Source organism: Streptomyces cellostaticus (genome assembly GCF_023630175.1).
In the GTDB taxonomy this organism is placed as follows: domain Bacteria; phylum Actinomycetota; class Actinomycetes; order Streptomycetales; family Streptomycetaceae; genus Streptomyces; species Streptomyces cellostaticus_A.
The window spans coordinates 1-20,743 of sequence record NZ_JALLIN010000011.1; the positions used below are offsets into that span (position 1 = coordinate 1).

Below are 20,743 nucleotides of genomic sequence, written 5' to 3' on the forward strand. Positions count from 1 at the left end.
CCGGGGGGCCGCCCCCCGACGCCGCGGGACCGTGTCCTCAGCGGATGCGGTTGCCGGCCGCGTCCTCGTGGGTGTAGTAGCGGTAGAACAGCACCACGAACGTGGGCACGGCGACCGCCAGGGCCAGGACCGCGGACTCCCACACACCGTGGCCGCGGCCGCTCAGGCTGTACAGGAAGCCGACCGCGATCCCCGTGAAGGCCGCCCACAGCAGCGCGTGCACCTCGCGCCGGCAGCGCGCGGCGAAGAACTCCAGGGCCCGGAACAGGGTGAAGAAGACGATGCCCGTCACCACCCCGAACAGCACGTTCCAGCCGGTGATGGGGCCGCCGTAGCGGGTGTTGGCGGCGGCCCAGTAGCCGTAGACGAGGCCGAGCACGATGGGCAGCACCCACCGGGCGATCGCGTGGGTCCGCTCGTCGAAGACGTCGGGCGGCCGGTTGCGGGCGGCCGTGTCCGGGCCGCCGAGTGCGGGCGGTTTCGTGTGCCCGGGCACGCCACCGGGCGCGGGTGCCGCTTGAGCCATGAGAGCACTCCTCTCGCTCCTCGCCCCCGCTCTCCAGAGCACACCCGGGAGGGACGGCCCGGCAAGTCGGCAGGACGGCCGGGGGCCCGGATGCGACGGTTTTGATCCCGTGCTTCGCTGAGGGGCATGGAGCGCTGCCCGCCGTGACGCAGATGGAGTCCTGGCGCCGGCGGCAGCCGCTGTGGACCGGCGGGCGGGCCGCGGTGCAGTTGCTGCCCCTGCTGCTCCTCGCCGGTATCACGGTGCTGGACTTCGAGACCGCCGAGTGGTTCCGGATCGTCTCCTGGATCGTCCTGGTCCCCGGCACGGCCGCAGCGCTCTGCGGGGTGTGGACGACCGCCGGGTACGCGGTGCTCTCCCTGTGCACGTACGTCGCCGTGGACCGGGCCTGGCCCAGCGAGCACCGGGCCGGTCTCGCCGACTTCCTGCTGGTCGCCCTCGGCGGCGCCCTCGCCACGCTGGCCGCCGCCGCGCGGGTGCGCAGGGAGCGGCAGATGCTGCACATGCGCAACATCGCCGACACCACCCGCCGCACCGTGCTGCGCGGGCTGCCGCCGAACTGGGGAGGGCTGGAGCACGCGGGCGCGTACCTCGCCTCCGACGTGGCCGCGCGGGTCGGCGGCGACTTCTACGACATCCAGCCCGGCCCGCACGGCACCCGCGTCCTCGTCGGGGACGTCCAGGGCAAGGGGCTGGGCGCGGTCGAGACGGCGGCCGCGCTCCTCGGCACCTTCCGGGAGGCCGCCTACCACGAGGCGGAGCTGACGGTCGTGGCCGAGCGGCTGGAGAACCGGATGACCCGGCACCGCCTGCACCGCATCGCGCTCGGCGAGGACGACGAGGACCGCTTCTCCACCGCCGTGCTGCTCGGCTTCCCGCAGGACGCCCCGGAGACGGTCGAGCTGATCAACTTCGGCCACGAGCCGCCGCTCGCCGTCGGCCCGCACGGCGTGCGCGCCCTGCCGGCCGGTGACGGCCTGCCGCTCGGGCTCGGCGACCTGGCGGCCGGACGTCCGCCGCTGCACCGGGTGCCGCTGGGCGGTGAGGAGACCCTGCTGCTGGTGACCGACGGGGTGACCGAGGCCCGGGACGGGGCCGGGGAGTTCTACCCGCTCGTCCCGGAGGTGACCCGGGCGGTCCTGGCCGATCCGGGCCGTGCCGAGCCGCACCGGCTGGTGCGCCGGGTCCGCGACGGTGTGCTCCGGCACACCGGCGGCCACCTGGAGGACGACACCACGGTGTTCGCCATTCGGCGGATGTGCGAAGACCCCGTACAGGGACGTTTGCGGTCCTGAGCCGACCCTTTGCAGCAGCAGCGGCTACGGTGCTGGCTGTAGGGCGATCCACAGGGGAGGGACGATGCCCGGAACCGTGCTGCTGCTCGCGGCCTCGCCGCTGGGCCGGGGGCGTCTGGTGGACGCGGCCGCTGTGCTGCCCGTCCTCGCCGCGGTCGCCCCCGCGGTGCTGTCCGGCACCGACACCGCGAACGTGGTCGAACTCGCCGACCCGCTCGAACCGCAGGCCGTCCTCACCCGGCTGCGCGCCGCCGCGGCCGCGCCCGGACCGCTCACCGTGTACCTCACCGGCCAGCTCCACCTGGACCGGCGCCAGCGCCAACCGCATCTCGGGCTGGCCCGCACCACCCCGGCGACCGTCCGCTACACGGCCCTGCCCTGGGCGTGGATCCGGGAGGAGCTGCGGCTGCGCTCCGCGGCCGACACCGCGCTGGTGGTCGATCTGCACGCCGACGCGGAGACCTGGCGGCACCTGGCCGAGCGCCCGCTGGACTCCGGGCGCACGACGTCGGTCCACGGCCGCATCGCGCCCCCGGCCAGGGGGCGGGGCCCGGCCGAGCCGGCGTACATGAAGGCGGTGGCGACGCTGCTGCGCAGCGGGCACCGGCCGCCCCTCGCCGAGCTGCACGAGCACGCCCTGGCCCGGATCGCCGAGCCGGGCCCGGTACGTGACCTGGTGCTGGCCGGTCCGGGGGGTTTCGCCCAGCGCACCGCCCCCCTGCCGGTGGTGCCCCGCCCGTACACGCCGGACGCCCCGCCGGCCGCGCCCCCCGCGCCGCCGGCCGCGCCGGGCGATCCGCACGCGGCCATCAGCGAGGCCGTCCGGGCCGGCCGGCACGCCGAGGCCGACGCGCTCGCCGCGCGGCAGGAGGAGGCCGCGGTGCGGGCCTTCGGACCCGCCGCCGGGGAGGCCCTGCACTGGGCGGAGGTCCGGGCGGACCTCGCCATGTTCGCGGGCGACGCGGCGCGGAGCTGCCGGGCCTGGCTGGTGGTCGCCGGGGTGCGGCTGGCGGCGGGGCAGACACCGGACACGCCCGCCGTGGAGGCGGCCGTGGACCGGGCCCATCACCAGTGGGGGAGCATCACGGACCCGGCGCGGGCCCGTGAGCTGGGGCCCGCGCTCGCGGAGCTGAGGCTGCGCGTGCCCGGCCGCCGGCGCGGCGCGCTGGAGAACGTCCAGCGGCACCTGCGGCAGCTCCAGGCGGGATGACCCCGCGCTACCAGGTGAATCCCGGCTGGACCGGCATGCAGGCGTCGGTCTTGCCGCCGTTCAGCACGGCCGCGGACTCGGGTGCCTTGGCCGGGGCCGCGGGCTTCGGGTAGCTGCCGCCGGTGCGCCAGTCGGCGCCCACGGTCAGGGTGACACCCTTGACGTCGGCGGACGGGCGCACCTGGGGCAGCGGGATGCCGAGGGCCTGGGCCACGGCCTGGGCGTCACCCTCCAGGTGGTGGTCCGGGTACAGGACGGTCGTGGTGGTCCCCGTCGCGGCCGTGGTGTCCACGGCGGCCTCGGTGTACCCCTTGTCCCGCAGCGCCCGGACGACGGCGTCGGCGCGGTGCGGCACGGGGGCCCGGGTGGTGGTTCCGGTGCCGTCGCGGACCTGTACGGCGAGGGCGCCGGCGGGGGCGGCGGGATCGTCCGACAACTGCTCCTTCGGCCCCGCCCCGCCGTCGAGCGGGGTGTCCGTGCGGACCATGGAGATGAGCTGGTCGGCGTCCTCGGCGGCGGGCACCAGCCGGTTGTGGTCCTGGGCCCACTGCACCGTGGGCAGCGTCGTCATCGTGATCCGCTCGGTGGGGACCTTCTGCAGCTCCGTGGACAGGTCGTACAGCTTCTTGACGGTGCCGAGACCCTCGTCGACCGTGAGCGCCTTCGTCGCGGTCTCCGCGAGCCGGCGCATCGCGGCGGGGTTGCCCAGGGTCGCGTTCTCACGGAGCTGGCGGACCATCGCGCTCATGTACATGTGCTGGGCGTGGGTGCGGCCGATGTCGGTGCCGTCCTCGAAGCCGTAGCGGGTGCGCAGCCACTGCAGGGCCTGCTTGCCCTTGACGTACGTGGTGCCCGCCTTCAGTTTGAGGCCCGAGCCGTGGCCCTCGGAGGTGTGCGACCAGACGTTCTCCTTGACGCAGACCGGGACCCCGCCGATGGCGTCCGCCATCGAGACCACGCCGGAGAAGTCGACCATCATGAAGTGGTCGATGTGGATACCGGTCAGCTTCTCCCAGGTGGCGACGGTGCAGCCGGGGCCCCCGCGGCCCAGCGACTCGTTGGCCATGGCCAGGTCGAGCGCGCCGTACACCTTGCCGCCGTCGGGGTCGGTGCACTCGGGGATCGGGATCATCGTGTCGCGCGGCAGGCTGACCACGGACATGTCGCCGCGGTCGGCCGAGACGTGCAGCAGCATCTGCACGTCCGCGAGCGGCGGACGGCCCACGTCGGCCCTGGAGCCGCCGAGCTTCAGGTCCGCCGCGGTGTTCCGGCTGTCCGAGCCGAGCAGCAGGATGTTGAGCGGGGTCTGGCCCGCGGCGTTCGGGGCCGCCCTGGGCGGCGTGGAGTCGCCGAGGTTGAGCCGGGCCTTGGTGATGTTGGCGTTGAGATGCTCGTAGTAGAGGTATCCGGCGACCGCGCCGCCGAACACGAGGGCCGCCAGGGTGAGGGCCGACCAGCGCAGTATCCGGCGCCCACGACGCGGTCCGCCGGATGTCCCCTCCTCGGTGCCGTCGTCGTGCCGGCCGGTCCCCTCCGGCCGCGCCTGTGCGTCCAGCGTCATTCTCTGCCTTCCCACCCCGACGGCGCCCGCCGCGTCTCCGGCTGCACCGGATCGCACACATTATCGGTGTGGCGCGATGGGATGGGGGGAGTGGTGAGAAATGCCACTCCCGTACAACCTTCGAAGGGGTTGACGAACTGGACCCGGGTCGCCTGCGGTTCGGGTGATGACGGGGTGTCAGGGATGGGCGCGGCCCACGGCCGGCGGGGCGGGCGCGTGGTCCGCGGCCCGGGCCGGCCCCGCGTTCGCCGCCGTGACCAGCGCCGCTATCGCGAGCACGGCCGCGGCGACGCCCCTGGCGGTGGGGGTCAGGCCGGCCGGGCGGGGCCGGACGGGGGTCGGTGCGCCAGGGTGTCCGTAGGGTTCGGATGTGCGTCCGGGCACGGCGACCTCGCAACGACAGCGGCCTGTTAAACATGCTTGATCCGCCGTTTAACCTAGAGGCTGACGGACGCGAACGGCAAGGCCCACCAAGCGAGTTGGGGGTGACGGGGAGATGCCGGAACGGGACGATCCGCAGGTCGTGGGGCGGCGCGTGCAAAAACTGCGCACCGAACGGGGCATGACCCAGAAGCAGTTGGCCGAGCCGGCCTACACACCCGCCTACATCTCCACCCTGGAGGCGGGCCGGGTCCGCGCCTCCGACGAGGCGCTGCGGCACATCGCCGGCCGGCTCGGGGTCGCCTTCGAGGAGCTGGCCGTCGGCCGGCCCGCCCATCTGGCCACCGGCCTGCGGCTGCGGCTCGCCGAGGCCCAGCGCGTCCTGGCCGACGGCGGCTGCGAGGAGGCCGCCGCCCGGTACACCGGACTGCTCGCCGAGGCCGAGGAGCACGGCCTGCTCGCCGAGGAGGCCACCGCGCTGCTCGGGCTGGGCGAGACCGCACTGCAGTCGGGCGAGCTGGGCCGGGCCCGCGAGCACTTCGAGCGGGCCGAGGAACGCCTGGCCGGCGAGTCGCTGCCGGCCCGGGTGCCGGCCGTCCGCGGCCGGGCGGTCTCCCACTACCTCGCCGGTGAACTCCGCTACGCCGTGTACCTCCTGGAATCCACCCTCGACGAGCTGAACCGCGGCGGCCTGCACGACCCGGACGCCCTGCTGCTCCTCTACGCCGGCGTCATCGGCCCCTACATGGACATGGGCGCCCACGCCCGCGCCGCCCAGGCCGCCGAGTTCGCCCTCGCCCTCGCGCCGCGGGTCGCCGACCCGGCGCTGATCGCCCGGATGCACCGCTCGGTCGCCCGCACGCTGCTCGCCGAGGGCCGCCTCGCCGAGGCCGACGCCTCCCTGGCCAAGGCCGCGGAGCTGAACCGGCAGCTCCAGCTCCGCACCGAACTCGCCAACTGCCACTGGATGCGGGGCTACGTCTGCGCCCAGAACGGCGAACTGGACCGCGCCGAGGCCGAGCTGCGGCAGGCCCTCGCGATGTTCTCCCGGACCCGGGCGGCCCTCTACCGCAGCCAGGCCGCCGTCGAACTGGCCGACGTCCTGCACCGGCGCGGCAGGTCCGCCGAGGCGGCCGAACTGCTGAACGGGGTCCTCGGGGACTTCTCCTCCGAGCGCGGCGCCGTGCACGCGGCCGCCGCGCACCGCCTCCTCGGCATCATCGCCGAGGACGCCCACGACACCGAGGCGGCCGAGGAGCACTACGTCCGCGCCCTCAGCCTGCTGGAACGGGCCGGGGCGGCCGGTGACCTGGCCGACCTGTGCCGGATGCTGGGCGACCTGCTGCGCCGCACCGGCCGGGTGGAGGCGGCCCTCGACGCCTACCGCACCGGCCTGGGCCACCGCACCGCCCCGGGCACCACCACCCTCGGCCCGGCCCCGGCCCAGCCCCCGCTGTGACGGTCCCCGGGCCGCGGTCCGGACGAGGTGCCCGCCGGGCGGGGCGGGGTCGGCCCAGCCGCCGGGCCCTTCGGCAAGGGCTCGGCTCCTCAGACCTGGGCGCGGCCCTGCCTGCGGACGTCCGCCAGGCGCAGCGCGCCGATCTGCACGGCCGCCTGGGTCGCCTCGTTCGGCACGTCGCCCAGGCCGCCGTTGGTGAGCGCGAAGGAGTCCTCTCCGACACGGACGGCGGCCACGTCCATCGTGAGGACGACGTCCCGGTCGTCGGACGTCGTGGTGTAGAGGGTCAGCCGCAGGCCCTGCCGCGCGTCCCCGACCTCCGGCAGCGGAGCCTCCTGCACCTGGACGTCCTCCACCAGGCCGTTCTCGGTGGTGGCGGTGAACCGCGCGCACCGCGCCGGCATCGTCCGCAGCCAGGCCAGGGCGGCGTCGACGTCGGCCGGGCGGCGCGCGCCGATCTGGAAGCGGAGCTGGGCGTCGGTGTCGGCGTCGTCCAGGCCGACGGCGACCCGGGCGGGGGCGCCGAGGAGTTCGTCGGCGTAGAGCGCGTCGAGCAGGTGCTGGCACTCCGCGGCCCCGGATCGCGCCTTCAGCAGGCCGTCGCGCCACGTGGCCGCCCCGCGCGTCGCCGCCCAGGGGGCGCCGAGGTCGTTCTGGGTCAGCAGCGCGGCCCGGGCCTGGTCGTCGCTGAGCAGGGCGCCGTCGCGCCCGTCGGGCGCCTTCGGCGTCGGTGAGGCCGGGCCGACGGTGGGCAGCGGCTGCTCGGCGGTCGGCGGGTGCTCCAGGCCGAGCGCCGCGCAGCCGGTGAGGCCGAGGAGGCCGGCCGCGAGAGCGGCGAGCGGAAGGGCACGGGGGCGTATCGCGGCGGTCATCGGTGGGCCTCCTGTGCGGGCCGGTGGTGGTGCCACCTCCCACGCCACCACCGCCCACACCGGCTCACCAGCGCTCCGGGCCGTCCGGGTGAGGAGACGCGGCCGACGGGGGACCCGCCCGGGACGAGCACCCGGCGGCCCTCCCGGGCGCGGCCGATCCGGCTCCGTCCCCGGCGGCCGGACGGGCGCGGAAGGGCCGCACGGTCCGGGCGCCCGGCCGTCCGGCCGGGCCGGGCCGCCCCTCCCGCGGGAGAGCGGCGCGGTCGCCGTGCGGCCGGGTACGGCGGGCGGCCGTAGGCTGAGGGGGCCTTCGTGGCGAGCCCTCGGGTCGAGGTGGGCGGAAGGAGACCTTCGTGTCCGGGCAGTCCGCTGTTCCTGTGATCATCGATTGCGACACCGGCGTCGACGACGCCCTGGCCCTGCTGTTCGCCGTACGCCACCCGGGGCTGGATCTGCGGGCCGTCACCTGTGTCGCCGGGAACACGGACGTGGACGGGGTGGTCCGCAACACCCTGACCGTGCTGGACCGGGCCGGTGCTCCCGACGTCCCGGTGGCGCGGGGCGCCGAGCGCCCCCTGATCGAGCCGGCCCGTCCGGCCCGGCATGTGCACGGCTCGGACGGCATGGGCGACCTGGGCCTGCCCGCGCCCACCCGCACCGCGGCCGACGTGGACGCCGTGACCCTGCTCCGCCGGGAGATCCTGGCCTCCGACCGTCCGGTCACCCTCGTGCCCACGGCCCCGCTCACCAACATCGCCCTGCTGCTGCGCACCCACCCGGAGGTGACCCGCAACATCGAGCGGATCGTGTTCATGGGCGGCGCGGTCGCCACCGGAAACGCCACGCCGGTCGCCGAGTTCAACGTCTGGCACGACCCCGAGGCGGCTGCGGTGCTGCTCACCGCCGGGGTGCCGATCACGATGTACGGGCTGGACGTCTTCCTGCGGGTCGTCGTGCCCGGCACCGATGTGCACCGGCTGCGCGGCAGCGCCGATCCGGGCACCCGGCTGGCCGGGGAGCTCCTCGCCCACCGGCCGGCCGCGCAGGGCGGCGCGCCGGAGGCCGAGGAGGCGGGCGGACTCGGTGACGCCGGCGCGGTGTGCGCGGTCGCCGATCCGGCGGGCATCACCACCCGGCTCCTGCCGGTCGAGGTGTCCCTGGCCCCCGGGCCGGCCCGGGGGCAGACGCTCGTCGACCGCCGCCCGCGCCCCGGCGAGTCCGAGATCCACGAGGGGGTACGCGAACAGGCCCTGGTGGACGTGGCGTTGCAGGTCGACGTGGACCGGTTCGTGAAGCTGTACCTGGAGACCGTCGAGGGGACCCGGGGTTCGGCCGGGTGAGCCGCGGGGGAAGGCCGCGGGCCCGGGGTCAGTCGGACGTCGCCGGGACCCGTGCCGCCCAGCGCTCCTCCACCCGTGCCAGCCGCCAGTACGCCAGCGCCGCCGCCCACACCACCACGAACAGCCCGACGATGACGTACCCGACGCTGTCCAGGTCCAGCCCGGCTATCCAGCCGGTCACGGCGTCGCCCAGGGCGAACTTCTCGTGCAGCACGCCGACCAGTTCGATGGTGCCGATGAAGAAGGCGACGGCGATGGACAGCCCGGTGATCGTGAGGTTGTAGAACACCTTGCGCACCGGGTTGGAGAACGCCCACTGGTAGGCGAAGTTCATGAACGTGCCGTCGAGGGTGTCGAACAGGCTCATCCCGGCGGCGAAGAGCAGCGGCAGGCACAGCACCGCGTACCAGGGCAGTCCGGCCGCCGCGCCCGAACCGGCCATCACCATCAGGGTGACCTCGGTGGCGGTGTCGAAGCCGAGGCCGAACAGGAAGCCCAGCGGGAACATCTGGCCCGGCCGGGAGACCGACCTGGTCAGCCGCCCCAGGACGCGGTTCATGAACCCCCTTGATTCCAGGTGCTGTTCCAGTTCCCGCTCGTCGTACGTGCCGGACCGCATCGCCCGGAACACCCGTAGGATGCCGGCCAGCGCGACCAGGTTGAGGGCGGCGATGAGGTAGAGGAAGGTGCCGGAGATCGTGGTGCCGGTCAGGCCGAGCACCTGGTGGGTGCGCGAGTGCTCGTCCATGACCCGGCCGGCGAGCCGGGTGCCGCCCGCGATCAGCAGGGCCAGCAGCACCACGACCCCGGAGTGCCCCAGCGCGAACCAGAAGCCCACCGAGACCGGCCGCTTGCCGTCGGCCATCAGCTTGCGGGTGGTGTTGTCGATCGCGGCGATGTGGTCGGCGTCGAACGCGTGCCGCATGCCGAGGGTGTAGGCGGTGATGCCGAGGCCGACGCCGAAGACGTCCTGGCCGACCCTGTAGTGCCCGGGGGCGACCAGCAGGAACAGCACTCCGAAGGCGACGACGTGCAGGGAGGCGATCACCGCCAGCAGCCCCGCTGTCCTGATCGTGTCCTCGCGTCGCCAGCGGAAGGCAGCGGCATGGGCCATCGGATTCACGCTCCAGCACCTCGTGGATCATCTCGTGAGCTGCCGTGGCCGGTCTCCTGGCTTACGGGGTGGTGCGTTCGCCGTCCCTGCCTTCCCAGCCGTGCGAACGGCCAGTGGCCCGGCGGACGCCGGACGGGACGGGAACTCCCCGATCACAGTGGCGAGGGCCGCTTCGGCATGGACCCCTGAGGGGCCGTCACCGACTTCCCGAGCACCACGGCCCGCCCACCGTAGGCGGGGCACCGCCCGCCCGTACAGCCGCGCACGGGTGCGGGTACCCAAGATCACACACGGCGCGACCCCCGCCGTCCCGCGGGCCTTGCGGCTGCCGCGAGGGGCGGGGGTCGTGGTGGGCGGGTGGCGGGGGCGGGCGGTCAGCCCTGGGCGCCCCGCCTGCGGCGGGCGAGGAGCACGAACGCGGCGCCGCCGGCGACGAGCACGGCGGCCCCGCCCGCGATCAGCCCCGAGTCGCCGCCGCCACCGGTCTCCGCGAGGTCGCCCCCGTCGTCACCGCCGCCGTTCGGCGTGGGGACCGAGCCGGCCCGCGACTCGGAGGGGGACGGGGCCGGCGCGGACTCCGAGGAGGACGGGGACGGTGCCGCGGACGACTCCGAGGCGCTCGGCCCGGGGCCGGCCGATTCCTCCGCGGGAGCGCTGGGCGACGGGGACTGCGGCTCCTCCGGGGTGCCGGTGCAGTCCTTGGCGCCGCCGTTCCAGGCCGCGATCAGCTTGTCCTTGATGACCGGGTGGTCGGGGCCCTTGGGCAGGTCCCCGTGCTCGAAGCCGTCGTTCGCGTCGGTCCTGCCGTCGAACCTGACCGCGCCCCGGTAGAGGTCGACCTGCGCGAAGCAGCCCGCGTCCGGTACCGCGATGTCGAGGGAGTCGGTCTCGCCCGGCTTGACGGCCACCGTGTCGAAGCCGACGAGGACCTGCTCGCCGGAGGTGGCGAAGCTCGCGCCGTGGGCGAGGTAGGAGGCGAGCGAGGCGGTGCAGCCGGCGGCGTCCTCGGCGGCGCGCACCTTGACGTGGACCTTGCCGTCCTCGGTCGGCCTGAGGTTCTGGTCGTCCACCTTCACCGAGTCGAAGAAGCTCACGCCGTCCAGCGAGAACTGGCAGCGGTCGGTGCCGGTCTCGGTACCCGCGCCGGTACCGGGCGCGTAGTGGCCGCCGGTCTTCCAGCCGTCACCGCCGTGCGTGCCGTGGGCCCAGGCGCCGGAGGCGGCGGCGACCGAGGCGGCGCAGAGGGCGAGTGACGCGGCGCCCGTCCCCAGCAGGCGGCGCGCGGTGACACGTCTGGCTATGGACATGGATATCCCATCGCAGAAGCTCGAGTGAGCGAAGAAGTCAGAAGAGACACGCGGCCCATTGGTCACATGCGCCACAGTGTGAGGCCATGGTGATCGGCCCTGTTGAAACCTGTCAACCTGCTTGAATACAAGGGTCGTTCATGAAGTCGTCACAACTTCATCACACCGGGAATGATCCGCTCCCCATCGTCCGAAGGTTCCCTTTCCGGGCAATGTGGACAGTCTCTGTACTGTCGTCCTTCCCGAAGGGAGCCCGTATGGCAGACCTCTCGTCCCGGAACCCCGACTGGTGGCGTCAGGCCGTCATCTACCAGGTGTACCCGCGCAGCTTCGCCGACGCCGACGGGGACGGGCTCGGCGACCTCAGGGGAGTCACCCAGCACCTGGACCACCTCGCCGCGCTCGGCGTCGACGCCCTGTGGCTGAGCCCCTTCTACCCCTCGGAACTGGCCGACGGCGGCTACGACGTCGCCGACCACCGGGGCGTCGACCCCCGCCTCGGCACCCTGGACGACTTCGACGCCATGGCCGCCGAGGCGCACCGGCTCGGTCTGAAGGTCGTCGTCGACATCGTCCCCAACCACACCTCGCACCGGCACCCCTGGTTCCAGGAGGCGCTGCGGGCCGGCCCCGGCTCCGCCGCCCGGGACCGCTACGTCTTCCGCCCCGGCCGCGGCCGACACGGTGAACTGCCCCCCACCGACTGGCAGTCGGTGTTCGGCGGCAGCGCCTGGCGGCGGGCCGCGGACGGCGAGTGGTACCTGCACCTCTTCGCTCCCGAACAGCCCGACCTGAACTGGGAGAACGACGAGGTCCGCGCCGACTTCCGCGCCACCCTGCGCTTCTGGTCCGACCGGGGCGTCGACGGCTTCCGCGTCGACGTCGCGCACGGCCTGGTCAAGGACCTCGCCGAACCGCTGCGGGACACCGGCGGCATCGGCGCCACCGGCGAGGAGGCCCTGCTGAGCGTCGCGCCGGGCAGCCACCCGTACTGGGACCGCGACGAGGTGCACGAGATCTACCGCGACTGGCGCAAGATCTTCGACGCGTACACCCCGCCCCGCACCGCCGTCGCCGAGGCCTGGGTCCCGGACTCCCGCCGCGCCCTGTACGCCCGCCCGGACGAACTGGGCCAGGCCTTCAACTTCGAGTACCTGCAGGCGGCCTGGGACGCCGACGAACTGCGGGACGCCATCACCGGCTCACTCGCCACCGCCCGCAGCGCCGGCGCCTCGGCCACCTGGGTGCTCTCCAACCACGACGTCGTACGGCACGCCTCCCGCCTGCTGCTGCCGCCCGGCACCGACGAGAACGCCTGGCTGCTGTCCGGCGGCAGGGCCCCGGCCGTCGACCCGGCGGCCGGTCTGCGCCGGGCCCGGGCCGCCACCCTGCTGATGCTGGCGCTGCCCGGCTCCGCCTACGTCTACCAGGGCGAGGAACTCGGCCTGCCCGAGGTCGCCGACCTGCCCACCGCGGTGCTGCAGGACCCGGTCTGGGAGCAGTCCGGCCACGTCCGCAAGGGGCGCGACGGCTGCCGGGTGCCGCTGCCGTGGACCCCGGACGGGCCGTCGTACGGCTTCGGCCCGGGAGCCGCCTGGTTGCCGCAGCCGGATTCCTTCGCCGCCCGCGCGGTGGCGGTGCAGGCCGGCGCGGAGGACTCCACCCTGGAGCTCTACCGCGCCGCCCTGCGGCTGCGCCGCAAGCTGCTGGAGGGCGAGACGCTGACCTGGACGCCCGCCGCCCCGGCCGGTGTCCTCGACTTCGCCCGCACCGGGAACTGGCGCTGCGTCACCAACCTCGGCGGACGGCCCGTACCGCTGCCGCCGGGCGAGGTGCTGCTCGCCAGCACCCCGCTCCCCGCGGCCGGCCCCCTCCCGCCGGACACCACCGTGTGGCTCGGCCGGGGTCTTTCGTTCGGATCCGGCCGGACCTCCGCGAACCCGGGGTGATCCGGGCGGGAGGCGCCAAGGGCTGTCCCGCGATCCCCGGCGGGCGCACGACCTCGGCCACGGCGCCTCGCCGCGTTGCCGGATCGCCCGAACACGCCCGGTACGAGGACGGCCCTGAGCCGTGCGGCGCACCGCATCCGACGCCGTGCGCCGACCCGCCGGGGATCACGGGGCCGGCCCTCGGTGCCGCGACGCGGCACTAGCCCACGGCCGGGCTGGGCGTGGGAGCCGGGGCGTCGCCGCCGGAGCCGCCGCCGTCGGCGGCGGGCTCGCCGATGTTCAGCGGGGTGGACGTGGCGTTCGGCGGCGGGGTGAGCACCACCTGCGGCTGGCCGGGAGCGGGCGGGGGCGGGGTGAGGTTGTCGGAGGGCAGCTTCGGCGGGGTGGTCTGCTGGAAGATGGTCTGGTCGAAGTCGACCAGACCGGTCTTCTCCATCACCGTGATGTGGTCCAGCACGGTGTCGTTGGCCTGGTCGGCGAGGGAGCGCACCAGCGAGTTCTTGGTGGTCGACCGGATCTTGGCGATCGTGTTGAAGATCGAGCCGTGCGTCATCCGCAGGATGTTGGCGAAGTCCGTGTCGAAGGCCTTGCCGCTCTCCGCCTTGAGCTGGACGACGAAGCCCTCCTGTTGCGGGCTCGCCACGTTGGGCAGCGTGATGTTCAGCATGGGCCCGATCTTGCGGCAGCTCGCGTCCAGCGCGGCGTGCCCGTCGATCAGGTGCTTGCTGGCCTCCAGAACGCCCTTCGACGCGCCCTTCTGCAGACCGATCTGACCGAGCGGGTACTCCCAGAGGCCGGCGGCCCGCACCTTCACCACGAAGTCCCGGTCGCCCTCGGTGAGCGGCCCCCACTGCGTCTGGGCGATGATCTGCGTCTGCGAGGTGGAGACGGTGTTCAGCCCCAGCATGCCCGGGTAGGCGAGCGCGCCCAGTGTCAGGGCCATCGCACCGCCCACGAAGAGAGTTCCCGTCGCGTTCCGCGAAAAGCGCACCGTGCCTCCTGCCCGGTCGTGGATCCCGCCCTCGACGACACGCGGGCAGTTCGTACGCACAGCAGTACGGACGCGAGGGCCGATCGTCTCTGTGTCGCGGGATAAAAGTCTCCACGGGGCGCCGACGGGCTCCCCGCGCCCGGCCATTGCGATCCGTTGGCGATCGATGGATGCACATGGCAGATGGTTGGGCGAAGGTTGACCCGCCGCCGGGAGAAGGCAGACCGGAGGCGGTCCTAGATTCGCCGCATGCCCCCGCAACCGTCCCCGAGGACGCCCGCCGCGCTGCCCGTCCTGCCCTACCGCAAGCCCACCAAGGGCCGTGACTACTGGGTGCTGGACGACGTCCTCCCGGACCCCGACGCGGTGCGGGAACGGTGCCTGGCCAAGGACGACTGGGCCAGGGGCCACCCGTACACCTCCGAGACCTGGCCCGGACTGCGCGCCATGCCCGGCCTCGAACCCCCCGAACTCGACCGCGTCGAGCGGCTGGTGAGAAAGGCGACCGGGGCCGGGAGGCTGTGGGTGCAGCGGGCGCCGGGCGGTGGCACCCTGAACCACAACTGCGTGCAGGTGGTGGGCGAGGGCGAGAGCGAGCCCCGCCCGCACACCGACTCGCGCGCGCTGTGCCGGTACGCGGCCGTGCTGTACCTCAACCCGGGCGTGCCCGCGGACTGCGGCACCGGCTTCTACCGCCAGTCCCTGCCCGGCGGCCGGCTCGGCGGCAACGTCGTCCAGGCCCCGCACGACAACCTCGTGGAGGCGCTCGGCACCCGCTTCGTGACCGCCGGCGCCTTCGAGGAGGACGTCCGGGTCCCGCACCGGTACAACCGGCTGCTCCTCTACAACGCCAACCTGGTGCACAGCGCGACGGGCTACTTCGGCCGGGAGCCGGCGCAGAAGCGGATGACGGCGGTCTTCTTCTGGATGGCCTGAGCCGGGGCCTCCGGCCGGCGGCCGGGCGGTGTGGCGCCGCGCCGACCCGCGGCTGCGGCGCGGCCGACTGCGCCGCGGGAGCGGCCCGGTGGCCCTTCCTCCGCCCGCACCGGACCTGGACCTCCCACAAGGGACCGTCTCCGGCGGGGGGGGGGTGGCCGCGGACCGGGCAGGCCGTTGCGCCAAGATCGGGGGCATGGACGAACTCATGGGGGAGGGAGCCGCGCGCGGGCGGCTCGGGGCGCGGTCCGTGCGGACGGCCGGTTGGCTGGCCGGCGGGGCCCTGCTGGCGGCCGGGGCCGCCTGGGTGGTGCGCGGGGTCTGGGAGATCAGGCTGGCCGTGGCGGGGGAGCCCGCCTCGGGGCCGCCGGACCAGGGCGGCGGGGTGCACCGGCCGCTCAACGGGCTCGAGGACTCGTACCACGTCGTGACCTCGCTGGGCGGTGGCGTCGCCTTCGTGTGCGCGCTGCTGTTCCTGGCCTGGCTGTGGCGGGTCCGGGACAATGCGCGGGTGCTGTCCGGGCGGCCGGCGAAGTACCTCGGGATCTGGGTGTACCTGGGCTGGATCGTGCCCGTCGTGAACCTCTGGTTCCCGCGCGGGATCGTCGCGGACGCCTTCCGGTCCACCGCCCCGGAGCGCAGGCTGCCGGTCTCCGTCAACGTGTGGTGGGTGCTCTGGCTGATCGGCATGTTCGGCGGAGTGGGCCTGGTGTCGCGTGACTCGACGGACGAGATCATCGCGCGGGCCTACGAGGAGGTGTGGCCGCTGCTCCTCGCCGACGCCGCCGTGGTCGGGGCCGCCGTGGCCGGGGCGTTCGTCGTGCGGACGGTCACCGCCGCGCAGGTGGAGCGGATCCGGCGGGAGCGCGGCCGCGGTGCGGCGCGGCAGCCCGTCGGGGCCGCCGGCGGGTGACGGGGCACTCGGGCTCGGCCGGTGCGCGGGCCTCGTCCCCGTGCGGGTGGTGAGGTGGCCGCGGGGCGGGGAGGATTTCTTCCGTGAGCGTCATCGCCATCGTCGGGGCCGGTCCCGGACTCGGGGCCGCCGCGGCCCGCCGGTTCGGGCGGGAGGGCTACGACGTCGCCCTCGTCGCACGGGACCCGGGGCGGCTGGACGAACTGACCCGTGAGCTGGCCGCCGACGGGGTCACCGCGCGCGGCTTCGCCGCCGACGTGCGCCGCCCCCAGGAGCTGGTGGCCGCGCTCAGGGACGCGGACGGCGCCCTCGGGACGGTGGAGGTGCTCCAGTACAGCCCGGTGCCGCACCGGGACTTCATGCGGCCGGTGCTGGAGACCCGGCACCGGGATCTGCTCGGGCCGATCGAGTTCTCGGTGTACGGGCCGGTCGCGGCGGTGCAGCAGGTGCTTCCGGGCATGCGCGCGCTGGGCCGCGGGACCATTCTCTTCGTCAACGGCGGTACGGCCGCCGTGCCGCACCCCGAGCGGGCCGGCACCTCGATCGCGTTCGCAGCGGAGAGCGCCTACGGCCACCTGCTGCACGACCGGCTGGCCGGCGAGGGCATCCACGTCGCCCAGTTGATCATCCCCGGGTCGATCACGCCCGGGCACGTGCGCAAGGACCCGGCCGTGCTGGCGGACACCCTGTGGGCCCTGCACCGCGACCGGCGCGGATTCCGGCACTACGCCGACGACCTCGACGCCTGAAACCCCAGGCGGGCAGGGGTCCCGGGCGCTGCCCTGCGTGAAGAGCATTTGTGCGCCAATATGGTGATGTTGGCCGCATTGCTCTCTTCGAGGGGGCCTCAATGGCTGTGGAAATCCCTACGCTCATCAAACCGTCCCGGCTCCGAAGCCGGGGAGGGCTGCTGGGCGAGTGTCTGGCGGAGTTCCTGGGGACCTTCGTCCTCATCTCCTTCGGCTGTGGTGTGGTCGCGATGGCGGTCGCCGCGCTGCCCGGCTCGGGCCGCGCCGCCACCCCGACGACGATCTTCCTGGCGGCCGGTGACTGGCTGCTGATCACCTGGGGCTGGGGCATGGCCGTCGTCTTCGGCGTCTACGTCGCCGGCGGCGTCAGCGGCGCCCACATCAACCCGGCGGTGACGCTGGCCATGGCCGTGCGCCGCGGGTTCCCCTGGGCCAAGGTGCTGCCCTACTGGTTCGCGCAGGTCGTGGGCGCGTTCGCGGGCGCGGCGCTGGTCTACCTCGTCTACCACCAGGCGATCAACGCCTTCGACGCGGCCGTGCCGGGACCGAAGGTGAACGGGCATACCAATGCCACGTTCTCGATCTTCGCCACCTTCCCGGCTCCGTACTTCCACGGCGGGGTCTGGGGGCCCCTGATCGACCAGATCGTCGGCACGGCCTTCCTGCTGATGCTGATCGCCGCCGTCCTCGACCTGCGCAACCAGGCCGTGAAGGCCAACCTGGCACCGCTGATCGTGGGTTTCGTCGTCGCCGCGATCGGCATGTCCTACGGCGCGAACGCGGGCTACGCCATCAACCCGGCCCGCGACTTCGGGCCACGGCTGTTCACCTGGGCGGCGGGCTGGGACAGTCTGGCCTTCCCGGGCAGTGTGGACGGCTCGTTCAGCGCGTACTGGTGGATCCCGATCGTCGGGCCGCTGATCGGGGCCGTGATCGGCATCCTGGTCTACGACCTGTTCATCGGCGATGTGCTGGTGGTCCGCGGCGAGTTGGGCGAACTTCCCGAACCGGGCCGCACCCGGCCCGTGCGGGAGGAGGACTACTAGGGGGTGTCGGCCGGGGTTCGCCGGCCGAACCCCGGCCGGCGCGGCACCAGGGCCTGTCCACAGGCTGTGGACCGGCCCCCGCCCTCGCGCCTCACCACCCGGTCATCAGCAGGTGGTTCAGGAGCAGGGCGAGCGCCGTCTGGGCCGCGAGCCAGGCCTGGGGACGCGGCAGGTACGCGCACGCCGGGAGCAGCCACACCGCGAACGGCAGCCAGATCCGCTCGGTCTCGGCCTTGCTCATCCCGGACAGGTCGGCGACGAGCAGGGCGACGAGGGCGGCGCAGACGAGGACCGCCGGGCGGACGGCGGCGCGGGACGCACGGCCGGTGAGCGCGGTCGCGGTCCGGCGCAGGCCCGCAGCCGTCGCCGGGCCCGTGATGAGCACGGTGCAGGCCAGGTTGGCCCACACCCAGTAGCCGTAGGGCCGGGTGCCGCCGACGCCCTGGTGGTAACGGGTCACCAGCAGGCGGTACGCCGTCCACCAGTCGAACCCGGCGAACGTGAACGCCAGGGGGACGACGGCCAGTCCGGCGAGGCAGGCCAGGAGCAGGGCGGGACGCCGGCGCACCTGGTCGCGGGCCACCCACAGCACCGCCGCGCCGGGCAGGGCGATGAGCGTGAGCCCGTACGACAGGTAGCAGGTCAGACCGAACAGCAGGCCGGAGGCGGCGGCCCACGCCAGGGAGCGCCGGGTGACCGCGAGGGCCAGCAGGGCGAGCGCCCAGGCCGCGACGGCCGTGAACCAGCCGTCCGCCGAGGTGCCCATCCAGACCGCGGCCGGGGCCAGCACCAGGAAGGGCGCGGCGCGGCGGGCGAACGCCTCGCCGGCCAGGGCCCGTACGGCGACCAGGACGGCCACGCAGGCGGTGGCCCCGGTGAGCACGCACCACAGCCCGGCCCAGCCGCCGCCGTGCAGCCCGGCCCGGTCGAGGAGGACGAAGGTGAGCGTGGCACCGGGCGGATGGCCGGCGACGTGGGCGGGCCAGGGGTCGGGGGTGCCGGCCACGATGTGGTGGGTGAAGTCGCGCAGGGTGGCGTGGATGTCGTGGAAGCGGCCGATGACCCGGAGGTACTCCTCGCGGGTGGTGAGACGGCGCGCGACGCCCCGGTGCCAGCCGTCGACCAGGGCCAGGGAGAGGATCCAGGCCGTCGATGCCGCCCAGGCCGCCGCGAGCAGGCCCCGCCAGGGCAGGCGGGCGGCGAGCCGCGGTCCGTAGGCCACGCCGGCCGCGGCGAGGAGCACGGCGGCCGGGGTGCCGGGCCCCAGGTGCGGATCCCACGTGGCCAGCACCGGCGGCCAGCGCACGAACAGGGTGTGACGGGTGAACTGGATGTGGCGGCCGATCAGCACGGCGGCCGTCACCAGCAGGACCGCGGCCCCGACGGCGTACAGGTCGCGGCGGAGGTCGCGGCGGGCGTCGGGGCCGTCGGGGCGGAGGTCGCGGCCGGTGTCGGGCGGGAGGGAGCGGGTCACGTCGGAACGGTAGGCCGCGCGCCGCCGCCGGAGCCGCCGCACGGCGCGGACGTCAGCGTTTCGTCATCGGTCGCGGGCCCTTCCCGGGGGTCCGCGCGGCCTACCGTCGGGACATGCGCGACCATCCCCGGCTTCCCACCGCCCCCGGCTTCTGGCGCAGCCCCCTGCGCGGGCCCTGGCTCACCTCGGTGCTCGGCCTCGTGCTGCTCGCCGGCATCACCGTGCTGTTCGTGACCGGCCTGCTGTCGTACGCCGCCTACAACCCGGACCTGTCCGCCGTGAACGACACCACGCCGGACAAGGGCCTCCTCGGCTTCTACCTCTTCGCCTGGCCGGCCGGCCCGGTGTGGCTGTACCGGTTCACCCAGGGCGTGCACGTCACCCTCGGCGTCACCCTGGTCCCGGTCCTGCTGGCCAAGCTGTGGTCGGTGGTGCCCCGGCTGTTCACCCTGCCGCCGGCCCGGTCCCTCACCCACGCGCTGGAGCGGCTGTCGCTGCTGCTCCTCGTCGGCGGCGGGCTGTTCGAGTTCACCACCGGGGTGCTCAACGTCCAGCTCGCCTACGTCTTCCCGGGCTCCTTCTACCCGCTGCACTTCTACGGGGCCTGGGTGTTCTTCGCCGCGTTCGTGGCGCACGCCGTGCTGAAGACACCGGCGGCCCTGCGCACCGTACGGCGCCGCCTGCGCGAGGAAGAGGAACCGCGGAGCGATCTGGCCGCCCCGCGCCCCGACCCGCCCACCGTCTCCCGGCGCGGGGCGCTCGGGCTGGTCGGCGGCGGCTCGCTGCTGCTGTTCCTGACCACGGTGGGGCAGAGCCTGGGCGGCCCGTTCCGCCGTACCGCCCTGCTCGCGCCGCACGGCGGAGCCGAGCCGGGGGGCGGCCCGAACGGCTTCCAGATCAACAAGACGGCCGCGCGCGCCGGGATCGACACGGTGGAGACCGGTGCGGACGCGTGGCGGCTCGTCGTCACCGGGCGGACCGGCACGGTCCGCCTCGGCCGCGCCGAGCTGCTGCGACTGCCCCAGCACAGCGCGTCGTTGCCCATCGCCTGCGTGGAGGGCTGGTCGACCGCCGACCAGCGGTGGCGCGGGGTGCGGCTGCGCGACCTCGCGGCGCTCGTGGGGTACGACGGCGACGTACCGGACGTGTTCGTGGAGTCCCTGCAGCGGCACGGTGCCTTCCGCCACGCGGCCCTGCGCGCCAACCAGGTGGCCGACGGCCGCTCCCTGCTCGCCCTGTCCGTCAACGGCGAGGACCTGTCCATGGACCATGGCTACCCGGCACGGATCATCGTGCCCGCGGCGCCCGGGGTGCTCAACACCAAGTGGGTGGCCCGGCTGACCTTCGGAGACCTGTGATGCGCGGCCGTCTTACCCTCGGAAGTCCCTTCCAACTGCTCCTGCTGGCCTGCTCGTTCGCCTTCGCCGGGTACGCGGGGGTGCGGCTGTTCGACGGTGACTGGCGCGGGATCGTGCTGTGGATCGTGGGCGCCGCCCTGCTGCACGACCTGGTGCTGCTGCCGCTGTACGCGGCGGCGGACCGGGCGGTCCTCAGCGGCCTCGGGGCGGCCGGCCGCCGTGCGTGGGCGCCGTACGTACGGGTGCCGGCCGTGCTGTCGGG

General features: G+C 74.5%; 17 protein-coding genes and 1 riboswitch. Of the genes, 10 read left to right on the forward strand and 7 right to left on the reverse strand.

All coding sequences use genetic code 11. From position 1 onward, the window contains the following. Positions 1 to 37 precede the first annotated feature (37 nt). Positions 38 to 526 carry a hypothetical protein gene (locus MXD57_RS09170; RefSeq protein ID WP_250400834.1) on the reverse strand — a complete coding sequence of 163 codons (489 nt, stop codon included), beginning with the start codon at positions 524 to 526 and terminating at the stop codon, positions 38 to 40. Positions 527 to 678: 152 nt separating this feature from the next. On the opposite strand from MXD57_RS09170, the gene MXD57_RS09175 reads away from it, so the two are divergent. Both MXD57_RS09175 and MXD57_RS09180 read left to right on the forward strand, forming a co-directional pair. Further along, positions 679 to 1,821 (forward strand): PP2C family protein-serine/threonine phosphatase, encoded by a 1,143-nt coding sequence (locus MXD57_RS09175; RefSeq protein WP_250400962.1) that lies wholly within the window; start codon positions 679 to 681, stop codon positions 1,819 to 1,821. A 64-nt stretch (positions 1,822 to 1,885) separates the two neighbouring features. After that, the gene (locus MXD57_RS09180) at positions 1,886 to 3,031 is read left to right on the forward strand and encodes a hypothetical protein (protein WP_250400835.1); all 1,146 of its coding nucleotides are present in this window, start codon (positions 1,886 to 1,888) and stop codon (positions 3,029 to 3,031) included. 7 nt (positions 3,032 to 3,038) lie between these two features. On the opposite strand, the gene MXD57_RS09185 is transcribed toward MXD57_RS09180, so the two are convergent. After that, the gene (locus MXD57_RS09185; protein WP_250400836.1) at positions 3,039 to 4,592 is read right to left on the reverse strand and encodes an LCP family protein; all 1,554 of its coding nucleotides are present in this window, start codon (positions 4,590 to 4,592) and stop codon (positions 3,039 to 3,041) included. Positions 4,593 to 5,088: 496 nt separating this feature from the next. Between MXD57_RS09185 and MXD57_RS09190 the strand changes: the two genes are divergently transcribed. After that, positions 5,089 to 6,432 carry a helix-turn-helix domain-containing protein gene (locus MXD57_RS09190; RefSeq protein ID WP_250400837.1) on the forward strand — a complete coding sequence of 448 codons (1,344 nt, stop codon included), beginning with the start codon at positions 5,089 to 5,091 and terminating at the stop codon, positions 6,430 to 6,432. An 89-nt stretch (positions 6,433 to 6,521) separates the two neighbouring features. Here the strand turns inward: MXD57_RS09190 and MXD57_RS09195 are convergent, their stop codons facing one another. Further along, positions 6,522 to 7,304, reverse strand: a complete 783-nt coding sequence (locus MXD57_RS09195; protein ID WP_250400838.1) for a hypothetical protein — start codon at positions 7,302 to 7,304, stop codon at positions 6,522 to 6,524. Between the two features lie 353 nt (positions 7,305 to 7,657). Between MXD57_RS09195 and MXD57_RS09200 the strand changes: the two genes are divergently transcribed. After that, positions 7,658 to 8,644 carry a nucleoside hydrolase gene (locus MXD57_RS09200; RefSeq protein ID WP_250400839.1) on the forward strand — a complete coding sequence of 329 codons (987 nt, stop codon included), beginning with the start codon at positions 7,658 to 7,660 and terminating at the stop codon, positions 8,642 to 8,644. 28 nt (positions 8,645 to 8,672) lie between these two features. Here the strand turns inward: MXD57_RS09200 and MXD57_RS09205 are convergent, their stop codons facing one another. Beyond that, positions 8,673 to 9,758 carry a HoxN/HupN/NixA family nickel/cobalt transporter gene (locus MXD57_RS09205; RefSeq protein WP_250400840.1) on the reverse strand — a complete coding sequence of 362 codons (1,086 nt, stop codon included), beginning with the start codon at positions 9,756 to 9,758 and terminating at the stop codon, positions 8,673 to 8,675. Positions 9,759 to 9,787: 29 nt separating this feature from the next. After that, a riboswitch (cobalamin riboswitch) is annotated at positions 9,788 to 9,992 on the reverse strand. Positions 9,993 to 10,132: 140 nt separating this feature from the next. After that, complete coding sequence (locus tag MXD57_RS09210) at positions 10,133 to 11,065, reverse strand: LAETG motif-containing sortase-dependent surface protein (protein WP_250400841.1); 933 nt, start codon at positions 11,063 to 11,065, stop codon at positions 10,133 to 10,135. Positions 11,066 to 11,322: 257 nt separating this feature from the next. On the opposite strand from MXD57_RS09210, the gene MXD57_RS09215 reads away from it, so the two are divergent. Beyond that, positions 11,323 to 13,014, forward strand: coding sequence for a glycoside hydrolase family 13 protein (locus tag MXD57_RS09215; protein ID WP_250400842.1), 1,692 nt, complete (start codon positions 11,323 to 11,325; stop codon positions 13,012 to 13,014). A gap of 199 nt (positions 13,015 to 13,213) precedes the next feature. Here MXD57_RS09215 and MXD57_RS09220 read toward each other — a convergent pair whose 3' ends face one another. Further along, complete coding sequence (locus MXD57_RS09220) at positions 13,214 to 13,957, reverse strand: DUF4142 domain-containing protein (protein WP_284505317.1); 744 nt, start codon at positions 13,955 to 13,957, stop codon at positions 13,214 to 13,216. Between the two features lie 297 nt (positions 13,958 to 14,254). On the opposite strand from MXD57_RS09220, the gene MXD57_RS09225 reads away from it, so the two are divergent. From MXD57_RS09225 to MXD57_RS09240, 4 genes are all read left to right on the forward strand, one after another. Further along, on the forward strand, positions 14,255 to 14,941 hold the full coding sequence (locus MXD57_RS09225; RefSeq protein WP_250400843.1) for a DUF6445 family protein: 687 nt from the start codon (positions 14,255 to 14,257) through the stop codon (positions 14,939 to 14,941). A gap of 196 nt (positions 14,942 to 15,137) precedes the next feature. After that, positions 15,138 to 15,854 carry a DUF4328 domain-containing protein gene (locus tag MXD57_RS09230; protein WP_250400844.1) on the forward strand — a complete coding sequence of 239 codons (717 nt, stop codon included), beginning with the start codon at positions 15,138 to 15,140 and terminating at the stop codon, positions 15,852 to 15,854. A gap of 83 nt (positions 15,855 to 15,937) precedes the next feature. Then, the gene (locus MXD57_RS09235) at positions 15,938 to 16,603 is read left to right on the forward strand and encodes an SDR family NAD(P)-dependent oxidoreductase (RefSeq protein ID WP_250400845.1); all 666 of its coding nucleotides are present in this window, start codon (positions 15,938 to 15,940) and stop codon (positions 16,601 to 16,603) included. A gap of 101 nt (positions 16,604 to 16,704) precedes the next feature. Next, positions 16,705 to 17,649, forward strand: a complete 945-nt coding sequence (locus MXD57_RS09240) for an MIP/aquaporin family protein (protein ID WP_250400846.1) — start codon at positions 16,705 to 16,707, stop codon at positions 17,647 to 17,649. A 91-nt stretch (positions 17,650 to 17,740) separates the two neighbouring features. Here MXD57_RS09240 and MXD57_RS09245 read toward each other — a convergent pair whose 3' ends face one another. Beyond that, positions 17,741 to 19,042 (reverse strand): hypothetical protein, encoded by a 1,302-nt coding sequence (locus MXD57_RS09245; RefSeq protein ID WP_250400964.1) that lies wholly within the window; start codon positions 19,040 to 19,042, stop codon positions 17,741 to 17,743. A gap of 194 nt (positions 19,043 to 19,236) precedes the next feature. On the opposite strand from MXD57_RS09245, the gene MXD57_RS09250 reads away from it, so the two are divergent. Continuing rightward, positions 19,237 to 20,481: a molybdopterin-dependent oxidoreductase gene (locus MXD57_RS09250; RefSeq protein WP_250400847.1), complete on the forward strand. Its 1,245-nt coding sequence runs from the start codon at positions 19,237 to 19,239 to the stop codon at positions 20,479 to 20,481. The last annotated feature ends 262 nt before the right edge of the window (positions 20,482 to 20,743 follow it).